At 68.4% G+C, this 13,568-nt stretch carries 15 protein-coding genes; 8 read left to right on the forward strand and 7 right to left on the reverse strand.

All coding sequences use genetic code 11. The annotated features are described in order from the left end of the window. Positions 1 to 36: 36 nt before the first annotated feature. The gene (locus BMX17_RS01830) at positions 37 to 645 is read left to right on the forward strand and encodes a hypothetical protein (RefSeq protein WP_092657029.1); all 609 of its coding nucleotides are present in this window, start codon (positions 37 to 39) and stop codon (positions 643 to 645) included. Here the strand turns inward: BMX17_RS01830 and BMX17_RS01835 are convergent. The 3 genes from BMX17_RS01835 to BMX17_RS01845 are packed head-to-tail and all read right to left on the reverse strand — an operon-like array spanning position 636 to position 3,640. Beyond that, complete coding sequence (locus BMX17_RS01835) at positions 636 to 1,139, reverse strand: DUF2617 family protein (RefSeq protein WP_092657031.1); 504 nt, start codon at positions 1,137 to 1,139, stop codon at positions 636 to 638. The genes BMX17_RS01830 and BMX17_RS01835 overlap by 10 nt on opposite strands. Continuing rightward, positions 1,111 to 2,922 carry a spermidine synthase gene (locus BMX17_RS01840; RefSeq protein WP_092657033.1) on the reverse strand — a complete coding sequence of 604 codons (1,812 nt, stop codon included), beginning with the start codon at positions 2,920 to 2,922 and terminating at the stop codon, positions 1,111 to 1,113. The genes BMX17_RS01835 and BMX17_RS01840 overlap by 29 nt, the downstream gene beginning before the upstream one ends. A gap of 7 nt (positions 2,923 to 2,929) precedes the next feature. Then, positions 2,930 to 3,640, reverse strand: a complete 711-nt coding sequence (locus BMX17_RS01845; protein WP_092657035.1) for a hypothetical protein — start codon at positions 3,638 to 3,640, stop codon at positions 2,930 to 2,932. 321 nt (positions 3,641 to 3,961) lie between these two features. On the opposite strand from BMX17_RS01845, the gene nadA reads away from it, so the two are divergent. The 3 genes from nadA to nadC are packed head-to-tail and all read left to right on the forward strand — an operon-like array spanning position 3,962 to position 7,423. After that, positions 3,962 to 5,083 carry a quinolinate synthase NadA gene (gene nadA, locus BMX17_RS01850; protein ID WP_170845298.1) on the forward strand — a complete coding sequence of 374 codons (1,122 nt, stop codon included), beginning with the start codon at positions 3,962 to 3,964 and terminating at the stop codon, positions 5,081 to 5,083. 1 nt (position 5,084) lies between these two features. Continuing rightward, a complete protein-coding gene (locus BMX17_RS01855) occupies positions 5,085 to 6,608 on the forward strand; it encodes an L-aspartate oxidase (RefSeq protein WP_092657037.1) in 1,524 nt (507 codons plus the stop codon). Beyond that, positions 6,608 to 7,423 carry a carboxylating nicotinate-nucleotide diphosphorylase gene (gene nadC / locus BMX17_RS01860; RefSeq protein ID WP_092657039.1) on the forward strand — a complete coding sequence of 272 codons (816 nt, stop codon included), beginning with the start codon at positions 6,608 to 6,610 and terminating at the stop codon, positions 7,421 to 7,423. The genes BMX17_RS01855 and nadC overlap by 1 nt, the downstream gene beginning before the upstream one ends. 3 nt (positions 7,424 to 7,426) lie before the next feature. Here nadC and BMX17_RS01865 read toward each other — a convergent pair whose 3' ends face one another. Beyond that, positions 7,427 to 8,188: a GNAT family N-acetyltransferase gene (locus tag BMX17_RS01865; protein ID WP_092657041.1), complete on the reverse strand. Its 762-nt coding sequence runs from the start codon at positions 8,186 to 8,188 to the stop codon at positions 7,427 to 7,429. Between the two features lie 140 nt (positions 8,189 to 8,328). On the opposite strand from BMX17_RS01865, the gene BMX17_RS01870 reads away from it, so the two are divergent. Together BMX17_RS01870 and BMX17_RS01875 are read left to right on the forward strand one after the other, a co-directional pair. Further along, the gene (locus BMX17_RS01870; RefSeq protein ID WP_092657043.1) at positions 8,329 to 8,511 is read left to right on the forward strand and encodes a hypothetical protein; all 183 of its coding nucleotides are present in this window, start codon (positions 8,329 to 8,331) and stop codon (positions 8,509 to 8,511) included. Positions 8,512 to 8,559: 48 nt separating this feature from the next. Continuing rightward, positions 8,560 to 8,967: a hypothetical protein gene (locus tag BMX17_RS01875; RefSeq protein WP_092657045.1), complete on the forward strand. Its 408-nt coding sequence runs from the start codon at positions 8,560 to 8,562 to the stop codon at positions 8,965 to 8,967. On the opposite strand, the gene gpmI is transcribed toward BMX17_RS01875, so the two are convergent. Continuing rightward, a complete protein-coding gene (gpmI, locus tag BMX17_RS01880; RefSeq protein WP_092657047.1) occupies positions 8,968 to 10,485 on the reverse strand; it encodes a 2,3-bisphosphoglycerate-independent phosphoglycerate mutase in 1,518 nt (505 codons plus the stop codon). A gap of 143 nt (positions 10,486 to 10,628) precedes the next feature. On the opposite strand from gpmI, the gene BMX17_RS01885 reads away from it, so the two are divergent. Continuing rightward, entirely contained in the window at positions 10,629 to 11,024 is a 396-nt protein-coding gene (locus tag BMX17_RS01885) for a DUF7522 family protein (RefSeq protein WP_092657049.1), read from the forward strand. 82 nt (positions 11,025 to 11,106) lie between these two features. Continuing rightward, a complete protein-coding gene (locus BMX17_RS01890; RefSeq protein WP_092657051.1) occupies positions 11,107 to 12,357 on the forward strand; it encodes a DNA double-strand break repair nuclease NurA in 1,251 nt (416 codons plus the stop codon). A gap of 2 nt (positions 12,358 to 12,359) precedes the next feature. Here the strand turns inward: BMX17_RS01890 and BMX17_RS01895 are convergent, their stop codons facing one another. Both BMX17_RS01895 and BMX17_RS01900 read right to left on the reverse strand, forming a co-directional pair. After that, positions 12,360 to 13,139, reverse strand: coding sequence for a hypothetical protein (locus BMX17_RS01895; protein WP_092657053.1), 780 nt, complete (start codon positions 13,137 to 13,139; stop codon positions 12,360 to 12,362). Between the two features lie 48 nt (positions 13,140 to 13,187). Beyond that, the gene (locus BMX17_RS01900; protein ID WP_092657055.1) at positions 13,188 to 13,529 is read right to left on the reverse strand and encodes a DUF7113 family protein; all 342 of its coding nucleotides are present in this window, start codon (positions 13,527 to 13,529) and stop codon (positions 13,188 to 13,190) included. Positions 13,530 to 13,568 lie beyond the last annotated feature (39 nt).

A 13,568-nucleotide genomic window follows, 5' to 3' on the forward strand; every position in this document is an offset into this window, starting at 1 on the left:
CCGCCGCCGTCCCAGTGCAAACGAACCCGCCCAGCCATGAGCCCTGCACCCGAGTCCGGCGAGTACGAGGCGGCGGTCGGCGGCGACCGCGAGAGCGTCGACGCCGGCACCGTCGAGAGCCTGGCCGTCACCGGCGAGCGCTGTGCCGTCGACGTGACCCCGGCGGCCGACGAGTTCCGACTCGCGCTGGCCGGCGACCACAACTCCGTCCGCGTCCGCGGCAACGACGAGACCGTCGTCCTCGAACTCACCGGCGACCGCAACTCGCTGGCCCTGGGCGAGGCGATGTCGCTCCGGCGGGACCGCGACGAGGGGGAGGCAAACTCCATCTCCCGGGAGTCGTTCGACACCGGGAGCGAACCCGACCTCGTGCAGACGACCCGCGACGAGGCCTACGCGGGACTGGGGTGGTTCGGGCTCGATCTGGTCTCCTATCAGACGGAGATCGAACGCGACCACTGCCAGTACTGCGGTCACGACGCAGAGCGCGTGATCGAGCGCCGCGAGGAGAAGGTCCTCTCGCTGTTCGGGCTGACGTTCACGCTCACGACGGTCGCCAGTTCCGACGAGTGTTCGTTCTGTCGGGTGCCTGCCAACGCCAGCGTCGACCTCTCGGATCGGGAGCGGCGAGAGATCTACCGCTGAGTCGCGGCATCGTCCGTCCGCCCCAAGACAGTCTCGGAGTACACCAGACAGCCGTGTTCGGGGTAGGTGTGATAGGTCTCGTAGCCGTCGCCGTCGACCGCGATGGCGGTGTAGGCGTCGGGCTCGAACTCGTAGGCCAGCTCGAAGTCGCGCCCGGCGGGGTAGGTGTCGATGTCGCGGATGGAGACGGCCGTCTCGGCGATCACCGACTCGCCGGCGTAGCGGAGTCGCCGGTCGTCGCCCTCGGGCAGGGAGAGTTCGGCCACGGCGTCGTGGGAGAGTGATTTACAGGAGATCATCTCCCGGAAGGCCAGGTCGGGAGCGTAGACGTAGTGGGAACTCCCGATGACGGCGATTTCGGCCGGCGCGTCACAGAGATCGACGGTGGTCTCGGCGAAGACGGTCAGCCGGTCGCAGTCGGGGCTGTCGCTCCCGAAGCCGACGAACAGCCGATCCGTGTGGACCTCAGGGTCCGTAGTCGACGACGATGTCATAGTTTGGGTGGAAGACGCTGTTGGGAGCCACGCCGCGGAACGAGGGCACTGACCGCCACTCCAGACTCGCGTAGCGGTCGCGGTGGCGGTCGAGGTACGCGCCGCCCGAATCGAGGTCGAGGGCGGGCGTCGGGCCCGGCGAGAGGGCATAGAACAGTTCGCCCCGTTCGGCCCGGCCGTCGCCGTTCGAGTCGCCGTAGGCGTGGTACGGGAGGTACGAGTCGAAGCCGGCGGCTTCGACGGTCGTGAGGTACGCGCTCCGGTGTTTCGGGAAGCCGTACCGGGTGTAGGCCCACGTCACCGCCAGCCCGTCGTCGGTGAGGTGCTGGCGAACCTGCCGATAGAACTCCGTCGAGTACAGATGCAGGAGGTCGTCACTGCGCGCGCCGGGCAGGTCCAACAGGATCAGGTCGTACTTGCGGTCGGTCTCCCGGAGGTAGGCGTAGCCGTCCTGGCGGTGGACGGTGAGGTTCTCATCGCGGTAGGCGTCGTCGTGGTACCGCCGGAAGAACGGGTGCTCCTTCGCGTACCGCTGGAACTCCCGGTCGGGGTCGACCATATCGACGGTCGCGCCGTGGTCGCGCAGGTAGTTGGCGGCGATCCAGTCGCCGCCGCCCAGCAGGAGGACGCGGTCGTCGGAGAGGTTCCGGTCCGCCAGCGGTTCGAAGGCGGCGGGCACGTCCACGAGGCCGTGGTGGTACGACTCGACCCAGCTCTCACAGAGCTGGATCGCCGCGTCCAGCCGGAGGCAGGTCTCGGGCCCGTCGGGGAACGGGTCGGTCGCACCGGAGCCGGTCCACTCGCGCTCGTAGAGGACGATGTCCTGATATCGGGTGGTCTCGTGGTCGGTGACCGAGACGGCCATGTTCCGGTCGGGGTACTCGTCTTCGATGCCCTCTTCGAGGTACAGCGTCCGGAGTTCCGACTCGACGCGGTCGTCGGCCGCCAGCGCACCGGCGTACGCCGTGGAGGCGACGATACAGACGACCAGCAGCGCGCGGACGCCTGTGCCGAAGGTCGCTCCCGTCACGGCCGAGGAATCACCGGCCGGCCGGTCCCGATACAGCAGGTAGACGACGAGGGCAGCCACCGCGTTCAGGAGTCCGAGGACGAACACGGCCGCGATCAGGCCCAGCGACGGGTACAGGACCAGGGCGTAGGTGACCGTCCCGACGAGGCTCCCGAGGTAGTCCATCCCCAGAATGGCGGAGAAACTTCCATCGTCGTCGGCCCCCTCGTCGGAGCCGGGCGTCTCGTCGGGGTCCGGGACCCGAAAGAGCAGGCCGAGCAGGCCCCGCGCGAGTCGCTGGGAGCCTCGGCCGAGCGAGCCGACGACCGCGAGCGCGCCGAGGTCGGCGTCCGCTTCGGCGTCGGCCAGATCCGTGAGGAAGGGGATCTCCAGTCCGGAGAGGATCCCGACGACGACGATAGGGAGGTGCGAGAGCCACAGCGCGACCGTCTCGGCGACGAGTTCCACGGTCTGGGAGCCCGGGACGGGGACGGCGTTGACGGCGACGATGAAGACGAGTCCGAGGGGACCCGCCAGCGCGAGGTACACCTCCAGGCGGAAGAAGTTCGCCGGGTCCGCGTCGACGTAGCGGTAGGCGAAGGCGCCGATGCCCAGCGAGAACAGAAAGAGGCCGATGGTGATGGAGTAGCGGACGACGGTGCCGCCGAAGATCACCGTCAGCAGTTCCGAGTAGACGAGTTCGTAGACGATGCTACAGAAGGCGACGACGAACGTGATCCCGAAGACCGTACTGCGTCTGGAGGGCGTCGTCACGACGGGCTCAGTCCGACGTGTTCAGTCGGGGCTCGACTTTCCACTTCTCGTCGATCTGGAACTGACCGCCGCTCTCGACGACGTTCAGATCGACGGCCGACCAGCCCAGATCGCGGTCGCCGTTCTCGGCCTGGAGGTTGGCACCGACGCGGTACCAGCCCTCGCGGAGATCGCGTTCCCAGCGGACCTGCTCGCCCGCGTCGACGTTTTGCATCCGCGCGTCCCAGTTGCCCGGTGGGCCGGCACCCGGGAGGTTGTCCTCGTCGTCGGTCGGCCCGCCGACGCGGGCGAACGCGACCGCCGGGATGGCGACCTGGTACATCTCGATCTGGCTCTGGTGGTCGTCCCGCCACTCGTCGTCGTCGTCTTCCCCGTGCCAGATGGCACGACCGTGCGCGCCGTGGGGCGCGCCCGCGTACGACCCCCTGCTCCCGCGGCCGACGGCACCCCGCCCCTTGGCTGCGCGAGCGACGCCGACGGGAGCGAGCGACCCGACGGCGTCCGCGCCGACAGCGTTGTTGCCGTCCGTGGCGGCGGCTTCGGCCTCGGGCTGGCTCTCCAGCGGCACGACCAGCGCGTTCGCGGAGGCCTCGATCGACTCGAACACGTCCGATCGCCGTGGCGGCGGCAGTTCGTTCGACCCGAGCAGGCCACAGCCAGCCAGGCTCGCGGCACCGAGGGCACTTCCCGTCGCGGCGAGGAACTTGCGGCGATCCATGCTTGTTTGTCATCATGGCAACCTATACTTTAATCCTACTGTTCGGAGGAACGCCGAAAACGGGTGGTGTAGCGTCCGAGGCCGCCTTCGGGCCCACCGGACGTGGGCGTCATACGTGGTACGGACGACCAGCGCGACGACCGTGATCGGTGGCGAGTTCGTCTTCGAGAGCCCTTGAGCCGTCATCGCTGTGGAGAAGCGCCCCATACACCGGCAACATCTGCGTGGAATCCCACCGGTCCCGCACATTGAAGGCAAAATCTTTTCAATACCGAATACCGTACGATATACAACACCAATCGGGTGGTCCACGTGCCGGAAATGGAAACAGCGCAGTTCGAGACGGACTTGAGTCTCTTCAAATACGACAACCTGGAACAGCTCCCGCCAGCCTATCGGGACCTCGACGAGGACGAGCGCACCGAGCGCATCGAGGCGGCCCTGGCCGAACTGGGTGACGACGTCGTCATCCTGGGACACAACTACCAGCGACGGGAGATCGTCGAGCACGCCGACTTCGTGGGCGATTCCTACCAGCTGAGCAAGGAGGCGGCCAACGCCGACGCCGACTACGTGATCTTCGGCGGCGTGACGTTCATGGCCGAGTCCGCGGACATCATCACCGACGACGATCAGTCCGTGATCCTCCCGAGTATGGAGGCGTCCTGTCCGATGGCCGGGATGGCCGAGGCCCTGCAGGTCGACGCCGCCTGGGCCGAAATTACGGCCGCGACCGACGACGACATCATCCCGATCACGTACATGAACAGCTACGCCGACCTGAAGGCCTTCTGTGCCGAGCAGGGCGGGCTGGTCTGTACCTCCTCGAACGCCCACAAGGCCTTCGAGTACGCCTTCGAGCAGGGCGACAAGGTGCTGTTCCTGCCGGACAAGCACCTCGGGGAGAACACGGCCCACCGGCTCGACATGGCCGAGGAGATCGTCGAGTGGGACCCCTGGGACCCGGAGGGCAAAGACCCCGAGGAAGCCGCCGAGAACGACATCATCCTCTGGGACGGCTACTGCCAGGTCCACGAACGGTTCCGCGCGAGCCACATCGAGGACCTGCGCGAGGAACGGCCGGACGCCAACGTGGTCGTCCACCCCGAGTGTCGCCGCGAGGTCGTCGAGGCCGCCGACGTGGTCGGCTCCACCTCGACCATCTGCCAGACCGTCGCGGACGCCGAACCCGGCGACACCTGGGCCATCGGCACGGAGATCCACCTCGCCAAGCACCTCGACCGCTGGCACCCCGACGTGGAGGTCCTGCCCCTCTGCGGTGACGCCTGCATGGACTGCAACGCCATGCGCCAGATCGACCCGAACTACCTGACGTGGGTACTGGAGGAACTGGTCGAAGGCCGCGAGCGCAACGTCATCGAGGTCGCGCCCGAGGAGAAGGAACTCGCACAGGTCGCGCTCGACCGGATGCTGGAGATCTAATATGAGCGACAACGAAACCGACGTACTCGTCGTCGGCTCCGGCATCGCCGGCCTCGCGAGCGCGCTGGCCGCCGCCCGCGAGGGCGCGGACGTGACCGTCGCGACGAAGGCCACCCGCCCCGAGGGAGCGTCCTCGTGGTGGGCACAGGGCGGCATCGCCATCGCCCGCGACGACCCCGAGCAGTTCAAGGCCGACATCCTGGCGGCCTCCAGCGACACGGCCGATCCCGAGGCCGTGGACGTGCTGGTCGAGAACGCGAACGCCGCCGTCGAGGACGTACTCCTGGAGACACTCGACGTGGAGTTCGACACGACGGGGATGGGCGAGGACGAGTTCGACTTCGGCCGCGAGGCCGCCCACTCCGCGGACCGCATCCTGCACGTCGACGCCTCGACGGGCAAGCACGTCCACGTCCCGTTCCTGAACTACCTCGACGATCACGACGACGTGACGATCCGGGACGACACCGCCGCGCTCGAACTGATCCGCCACGAGGGCCGGGTCCACGGCGCGATCCTGGAATCCGATAGCGATTTCGAGCCCACGTACGCGGGCGCGGTCGTCCTGGCCACCGGCGGCATCGGCGACCTCTACCCGCGCACGACCAATCCCGCCGGATCGACCGGCGACGGCATCGCCATGGCCGCGCTGGCGGGTGCGGACGTGACCGACATGGAGTACGTCCAGTTCCATCCCACCGTCTGTGTGGCCAACGACAGTCCGTTCCTCGTGAGCGAAGCCGTCCGGGGCGAGGGCGCTGTCCTCCGGAACGGCGACGGCGAGCGGTTCATGCCCGACTACCACGAGGACGCCGAACTCGCACCACGGGACGTGGTCGCGCGTGCGGTCAAGACCGAACGCGACGCCACCGGCGAGGTCACCCTCGACGTGAGCCCGCTGGACTTCGCGGGCGAGTTCCCCGACCTCGTCGAGAAGTGCGAGGACCACGGCGTCGACTACGAGGACGGCATCCCGGTCGCGCCCGCCGAACACTTCCTCTGTGGCGGGGTCGACGTGGACGAACACGGTCGGGCGAGCCTCGGCCGCCTCTACGCCGTCGGCGAGTGTGCCCGCACGGGCGTCCACGGCGCGAACCGGCTGGCCTCCACGTCCCTGCTGGAGGGGCTGGTCTGGGGCCTGCGCGCCGGCGCGGACGCCGCCGGCAAGGAAATCGACGTGATCGAAGCGCCGGACCTGCTCGAACGGGATCCGGAACTCCCCGAGCGCTTCGCCGAGGAGAAGTTCCACCGCCTCCGGCGCGTGATGGACGAGTACGTCGGACTGGAACGCGATCCCGACGAACTGGGCCGTGCGATGTCGGTCCTGCGCCGGCTGAAGGGTGAGGTCGACGCCTACACCCGGACCCGCACCTCGCGGTCGCTGTACGAACTCCGGTCGGCCAGCGTCACGGCGCTGTTGATCGCCCGACAGGCCGCCGAGAACGAGGAGTCGGTGGGCTGTCACCACCTCGTCGAGACGAGCGCGGACGGGGGCCAGGCACCCGAGCCGCGGGCCGACGACTGATGCTCCCCGACTCGACAGTCGAGGACTGGCTCCGTGAGGATCTGGGCCACCACGACGTGACCAACGAGGTCCCGGGGGAGACGACGGGGCGACTCGTCGCCAAAGAGCCAGGGGTCGTCGCCGGCCTCGACGCCGCCTGTGCCGTCTTCGAGTATCTGGACGTGCGTGCCGAACGCGCCGCGGAGGCCGGCGACCGCGTCGAGACCGGCGGCACCGTGTTGCGCGTCGCGGGCCCCGCACGCGAGGTGCTGCGCGGCGAGCGCGTCGCGGTCAACCTCGCGGGCCACGCCTCCGGCGTCGCGACGAAGACCCGCCGTGCGGTCGAGGCCGCCCGGGAGGTGGACGACGCGGTGGCCATCGCCGCCACCCGCAAGACGACGCCGGGCCTGCGCGGGGTCGAGAAGCGCGCGGTCGTCGCCGGCGGCGGCGACACCCACCGACTCGATCTCTCGCACATGGTGATGGTCAAGGACAACCACGTCGCAGAGATGGGGCTGGAGGGGGCCGTCGACCACTTTCGGGAACTGGCCTCCTTCGCCACGAAGATCGAAGTGGAGATAGAGAATCCTGGGGACGCGCCGCGGGCGGCCGACGCCGGTGCGGACATCGTCCTGCTGGACAACATGAGCCCCGACGAGACCGCCGAGGCCGTCGCGAAGCTCCGCGACCGCGACGACGACACGCTGGCGGAGGCATCCGGCGGGATCACCGTCGCGGACGTGCCCGACTACGCGGCGACGGGTGTCGACGTGATCTCGATGGGGTCGCTGACCCACTCGGCGGACACGCTGGATTACTCGTTCCGGACGGGGTGACGGTCACCGGTCCCGGACCGGCCGAGGCCCCCCGAGGTCGGCGGCGAGCATGACCTCGTCGACGGGCTCGCCGTCGATCTCGAAGTGGCCGTTCCGGACGGCTTCGACGCGCCAGCCGTTCTCCTGGAGGAACGAGACCGCGAGGTCGTTGGTCTCGGGCAGGGAGTTGTAGACGCGCCGACAGCCGTTGGCGCGGGCCCACTCCATCCCGCGCTGGAGGAGGTGACTGCCGATGCTGTACCGGCGATACTCGACGAGGACGCCGACGGTGACCTCGGCGGTGTGGGAGAGTTTCGCCATACGTGGAATCTCGACCTGGCACCAGCCCACCACGTCGTCCTCGACAGTGGCGACGAAGAACACGCGCGTCTCGCCGGCGTTGTTCCGGAACAGTGCGTCCTCGTACTCGAGCAGTTCCGCGACGCTCTCGGCGACCAGGTGGACCTGCTTGTCGGCGACTTCGCGGACGACACCGAGCAACCCCGTCGCGTCGGCCTGACAGGCGGGTCTGATCTCGTAGCTCAGCCCCGCTGTCTCGTGTTCCTCGCTCTCGCCGCAGTCGAGTCGGACCCGGAGTTTCCCCTCGTCGGTCTCGCGAATGTACCCGTCCCGCTTCAGGATCGAGACGTGATGGCGGAAGGTTTCGGGGTCGATACCGACGTGTTCGGCGGCCTCGCTGGTGTCGACGGTCCCGTGACGTTCGACGTAGCGATAGATCGACATCCGGTCGTCGTCGTCGAGATCGAAAGAGCCGAACGGGCTCATTTCCCGTTCCGTACGGACTCCCCGCGTATACAACTTACCACCGTCTGACAGGATTTGATACTCGGGTGGGACGGAACTGGAACGAATCACGCAGGCGAATTCACCAGTGAGGGCGTCGTAGTGCCGACGAGGTGATCCACATGGACACGAGACTGCTCGCGGGTGCGGTCGTGCTGGTGCTCGGTGTGGTCGTCGTCGGCATCGCACTGCTCGGCGTGATCGAGAGCGCGCCGGTCCTCTTGCTCCCGGCCGGCGTCCTCGCACTGGCCGCGGGCACACTGCTCGTCGGCACGTCCGGGACGGTCCGCCGGCAGGCGGCCTGAGCGATCCGCTTCCGGTCGGTTAAGTGGCCCCGCCCGCTCTGGGTGGACATGACCGGAGACGAGTCGAGCGGCGGCGGTCTCGGCGTCGCGGTCGTCCGGATCGTCCTCGCCGTCACGGCCGGCGGGAGCCTCGGCGCCGTGGGGTACGTCGTGTTCCCCGATCCGCTCCCGGGAGTGCTCGCCGGGCTGGCGACCGCCGCGGGATTCTTTCTGCTGGTTCCGCTCTTGCTGGCACCGGCGCAGGTGGCTCGCGACGCGACCGAGCGCCGAACGGCCGGCATCGATCCGATCCCGGCCGGTGTCGCCCTCACCGGGAGCGCCCCGCTGGTCTTCGTCGGGATGTTCGTCTCCGGGTCGGTCGCGCTGGCCGCGGCGCTCGGCCTGCTGGGTGCTGTCTCCGGCTACCGACTCTTCGCCGCGGCCATCCCGGAAGAAATGCCCGACGCGGACGGGTGATCACTCCAGCAGTGACTCACCAGTCATCGCGTCGGGTTTCTCGATTCCCACGAGCGACAGCAGTGTCGGAGCCACGTCCGCGAGCGTGCCACCCGCCCTGGCCGTCCGCCCGCCGTCCGTGCCGTCGGCGTCGAGATAGACGAACGGGACGGGGTTGAGTGTGTGGGCGGTGTGTGGGTTCTCCACGGTGCCCATGTCGTCGGCGTTGCCGTGGTCGGCGGTGACGAGGGCGGCCCCGCCCGCCGCGTGGATGGCTTCGACCAGTCGGCCGACCTGTTCGTCGACAGCCTCGACGGCCGCGACGGCGGCGTCGAAGTCGCCGGTGTGACCGACCATGTCCGGGTTCGCGTAGTTGAGGACCATCGCGTCGGGGTCCTCGGACTCGATCATCTCGACGGCGGTGTCGGTCACCTCGGGCGCGCTCATCTCCGGTTGCTGGTCGTAGGTCGGCACGTCCGGGCTCTCGACGATCTCGCGGTGCTCGCCGGGGAACTCCACCTCGCGGCCGCCGTTGAGGAAGTACGTGACGTGGGCGTACTTCTCGGTCTCGGCGATTCGCAACTGGGTGTGGTCGGTGTCCGCGAGGACTTCACCCAGCACGTTCTCGGGCTGGTGGGGTGGGTAGGCCACCGGCAGATCGAACGTCTTGTCGTACTCGGTCATCGTGACCAACCGGGTCTCGGGCGGGTCGGTCGCGAAGCCCCAATCCGGGTCGATGTCGGCCAGCATCCGTGTGAGCTGGCGGGCCCGGTCCGAGCGGAAGTTGAAGAAGACGATCGAATCACCGTCTGAGAGGGCGGGTCGGCCCTCGATCAGCGTCGGCTCGACGAACTCGTCGGTGGTGTCTCGCTCGTAGGACTGGGTGACGGCGTCGACGGCTGTGTCTGCGGTGTACTCGGCCTCGCGCTCGACGATGGCGTCGTAGGCTTTCCTGGTCCGTTCCCAGTTCTGGTCGCGGTCCATGGCGTAGTAGCGGCCGGTGACGGTCGCGACGTGGCCGGTCCCCCGCTTCTCGGCGTGGGCCGTGAGCGATTCGAGGTACCCCTCGCCGCCCGTGGGCGCGGTGTCCCGTCCGTCCGTGAAGGCGTGCGTGACGGCCTCGGCGTCGCGTTCGGCGGCGATGTCGATCAGCGCGTGGAGGTGTGACTGGGCGGAGTGGACGCCGCCGTCGCTGACCAGGCCCATGAAGTGGACGCGCCCGTCGTGCTCGCTCGCGTACTCGAACGCCGAGACGAGGGCCTCGTTGTCGCCGAGGTCGCCGTCCCGGATGTCGTCGGTGATCCGGGTCGTCTCCTGTTTGACGACGCGGCCGGCGCCGATGTTGAGATGGCCGACCTCGCTGTTGCCCATCTGTCCCTCCGGGAGACCGACGCGGCGGCCGTGTGTCTCCAGTGTGGTCGACGCGCCCTGCTCGCGGAAGCGATCGACGTTCGGCGTGTCGGCGGCGCGCACCGCGTCGCGGGCCGATTCGTCGGGGTTGAGACCCCAGCCGTCCAGAATGACCAGACCCACCTGCATACGCGGGGCGTCGCCACGGTGCGGTAAAGAGGCGTCGGACCTGCGCCGACCTGGCCCCGCTGACGGAGGCGAGTGCATCCGAGCCCCCGGCAGCAGTGTCGGCGACCACTGCCGTTATGTAACCGGGGGGCCAGGGCTAACGCATGGAGACGACCATCGTGGACGAGGGCTTCGCCGAGAAGTTGGTGACGACCGCACGCACGGCCGCGGGCGACAGCCTCCGTTCGCTGACCTACTTCACACGCTCGAACTTCGAGCAGCTGTACCTCCGCGATGACCTCGAACGCGACGCCGACCTGGACAGCTTCATCGGCCACGAGTGGCGCGGCTTCAAGAACACCACCGACGCCTACCGGGGCACCGAACTCGGCGAGTACCGCTACACCATCCGCGTCTTCGAGAACGGCTTCCTCCTGCGGGTCACCAGCGACCGCGACGGCGTGTTCCTCACCACCGACGGCGCGACCATCCGCGATTTCAACTCCTACGTCACCGCGATCAAGGAAGTGCTAGACGAGAAGACCGGCCGCGACGAGTAGCCCGCCGACCATCACGAACCGGCCACGCCCCACCGTCTCGGCTCCCGGACACTTTTGATTCCCCCCGCCGTTCGACCGGACAATGACGCTCGACCCGGTGCATTTCGACGGCATCGCCGACCTCGCCGGCCGCATCGAGAGCGGCGTCGACGCCAGCGACCACCGGGACCTCGCAGACACCGTCTGGACGGAGTTTCTCGACCCGCTCTACGACGAGGGCACGCCGATCCTCGAACCGCTCGACGATCGGCGCCGCCGGCTCGTCGAGATCGAGGACGCCGCCCTCATGGAGTCCCCGTTCCCCACCCAGCACGGCCTCGACTCGGGGACGATCAACCCCACGACGTTCAAGAACGGCCTCGTCATCGACGTGGCCCAGGCCGCGATGGCGTCGGTCCCCTCCGATCTGGACCTGCATCGGGGCCGCACCATCGTCAGCACCGTCCACTCCAACGACGGGACCGTCGACGTGACCGAGGACGACTGGACGCTGTTCGACGACTGCTACGGCCGCGGCCGCATCCTCCAGGCCCCCCGCGTCGACCGCTTCGAACAGACCGTCGTCCACGCGCTCGCGCTGTACCTCGCCGAGAGCAAACACGCCACCCTGAACGCCGACGTGGTCGAGGACCTCCTCATTCTGGACGGCCCCATCTACCCGACCGGCCTGCTGAAGTGGACGAACCAGGACCCCACGCTCGCCGAGTTGCTCGTCGAGGACGAGCGCCCCCGCGACGTGGTCCAGCACTACGTCGATCTCGTCGAGCGGTTCGTCGGCCGGGACGTGCCTCTCGTGGGCTTCGTCAAGAGCACGGCCTCGAAGGCGATCACCCGCACCGTGCGCCGGAAGTCCGCGGCTCCGTGGGTCAACGATGCCGCCTTCTTCGAGCAGGTCCTCCGGCGGACCGACGACGACGGCGAGACAGACACCGACGCGCTGACCTTCACCAACTGGTTCGTCTCCCGGGCCGGCGCGGACTGCCCCCTCTCCGTCGAGAGCGACCTCGATCTCGGGCTGGAGAAAGCACTCGATCCCGAGGCCTACGAGGTCACCTTCTTCGTGCTCTACGACCCCCGCGAGGAACTGATCTACCGCGTGGAGGCCCCCTACGCCTTCACGCGGGACGCGGACCTGCGTGAGAAACTGGCGATGCAGATCGTCTCCGACGTGGCCGCCCGGACCGGGCCGCCGCTTGCCGTCGAGAAGGCCGACGAACTGGCCCGGATCAGCCGGCAGGAGAAGAGCGCGCTCCAGCGGCAACTGGAAGAGACGTTTTCGAGCGACCGCCAGCGCGAGTACAACGACGTGCGCTGGGACGGCGCGGAGTTCTGAGATCAGGCAGGTCCGTACGACTGGAGGATCCGATTGCGAAGGGGCGACCCGCCGTCGTACTCTCTCGCTGCCGGCGACGACCGGACCTCCACCTCGATCCCGCGTGCCTCGGCGCGGTGCCGCACCTCGTCGGTGTGCACGGTCGCCACGACCAGCAGCGCGGTGTCGGCGTCGCGGTCGGCACACACCCGGGTCGCGGTCTCGACCATCTCCGTCGGGCGAGTTCGGAGGAGCCACCCGCTGTATCCCGAGAGTATCACTGCTTCGGCGGCGAGTATCGCGAGCACGCCGATCACCGCGCCGACGAGTGCCTGCAGCAACGTTTCCGGCATGCCCCCCACTGGGAGCGCCGGTATCACGGACCCCCCGGTGACGAAGAGGAAAATCACGAAGGCCGCGGCGCCGAACGCCAGCACCGTGTCCGCGACACACCGGGTCGGTGACAGCGTTTCGACGTACTCGCCGTGTGTCCGCCGATCGAGGTCGACGACCGGCACCCCGCGTTCGCCTGCGAACCGGCGGGCCGCCGCGAGGTCGGCGAACCAGTCCTTTCGGTTCAGTAGCCGGGACTCCACCTGAAGTCGCATGAACCGGGTTTTCAGCGCCAGCAGCAGGGAGGTCCCCGGCGATCGGGTGACCAACCCGTCGCTTTTGGCCGCCTTCGGATCGGCTTCGATCCCCACCAGATCCGGTTCGATCCCCCACTCGGCGAGTTCGTCGTAGTGTGTCGACTCGGACTCGCCACCGTGAACCGTCTCGTAGACGTAGAACTTCGAGACCATCCGGTGGCCGAGGGTAGCGACAGCAGGGGAAAAAGTCTATCTCCCTGACTACTGCGCCTCGGCTTCGGCCTTCGTCACCTCGACCTCGACGTCGTCGGCGTCGACGCCGACGCGGGCGAACTGGGTGCGGACGTGTTCCTCGGCGGCCGCGATGGCCCGTTCGCGGGTCTCGAAGCCGTGGGGCATCGGGGACTCGAAGGCGACGTTCAACTCGCGGCCGGCGATACTGGTCTCCTGCCCGCCGCTCTCGACCTCGTAGAACGAATCACAGATCCAGACGTACGGGGCGTCCTCGTCGGGCGCACCCTTGAACGACGGCGGGGACTCGCCGCGCTCGTACAGCGTGCCGGTCAGGTCGGTCCCGCCGGCCGAACCTCGAACGAGTAACATAGACACGAGTACGCGACCAGCGGGCAAAAAGCCCGCGTC

The sequence above is a fragment of the Halorientalis persicus genome, assembly GCF_900110215.1.
In the GTDB taxonomy this organism is placed as follows: Archaea; Halobacteriota; Halobacteria; order Halobacteriales; family Haloarculaceae; genus Halorientalis; species Halorientalis persica.

Coding starts and splice junctions, on each gene's coding strand:
- BMX17_RS01830 (WP_092657029.1), top strand. CDS start 37: ATGAGCCCTGCACCCGAGTCCGGCGAGTACGAGGCGGCGGTCGGCGGC.
- BMX17_RS01835 (WP_092657031.1), bottom strand. CDS start 1,139: ATGACATCGTCGTCGACTACGGACCCTGAGGTCCACACGGATCGGCTG.
- BMX17_RS01845 (WP_092657035.1), bottom strand. CDS start 3,640: ATGGATCGCCGCAAGTTCCTCGCCGCGACGGGAAGTGCCCTCGGTGCC.
- nadA (WP_170845298.1), top strand. CDS start 3,962: ATGGAAACAGCGCAGTTCGAGACGGACTTGAGTCTCTTCAAATACGAC.
- BMX17_RS01855 (WP_092657037.1), top strand. CDS start 5,085: ATGAGCGACAACGAAACCGACGTACTCGTCGTCGGCTCCGGCATCGCC.
- nadC (WP_092657039.1), top strand. CDS start 6,608: ATGCTCCCCGACTCGACAGTCGAGGACTGGCTCCGTGAGGATCTGGGC.
- BMX17_RS01865 (WP_092657041.1), bottom strand. CDS start 8,188: ATGAGCCCGTTCGGCTCTTTCGATCTCGACGACGACGACCGGATGTCG.
- BMX17_RS01870 (WP_092657043.1), top strand. CDS start 8,329: ATGGACACGAGACTGCTCGCGGGTGCGGTCGTGCTGGTGCTCGGTGTG.
- BMX17_RS01875 (WP_092657045.1), top strand. CDS start 8,560: ATGACCGGAGACGAGTCGAGCGGCGGCGGTCTCGGCGTCGCGGTCGTC.
- gpmI (WP_092657047.1), bottom strand. CDS start 10,485: ATGCAGGTGGGTCTGGTCATTCTGGACGGCTGGGGTCTCAACCCCGAC.
- BMX17_RS01885 (WP_092657049.1), top strand. CDS start 10,629: ATGGAGACGACCATCGTGGACGAGGGCTTCGCCGAGAAGTTGGTGACG.
- BMX17_RS01890 (WP_092657051.1), top strand. CDS start 11,107: ATGACGCTCGACCCGGTGCATTTCGACGGCATCGCCGACCTCGCCGGC.
- BMX17_RS01895 (WP_092657053.1), bottom strand. CDS start 13,139: ATGGTCTCGAAGTTCTACGTCTACGAGACGGTTCACGGTGGCGAGTCC.
- BMX17_RS01900 (WP_092657055.1), bottom strand. CDS start 13,529: ATGTTACTCGTTCGAGGTTCGGCCGGCGGGACCGACCTGACCGGCACG.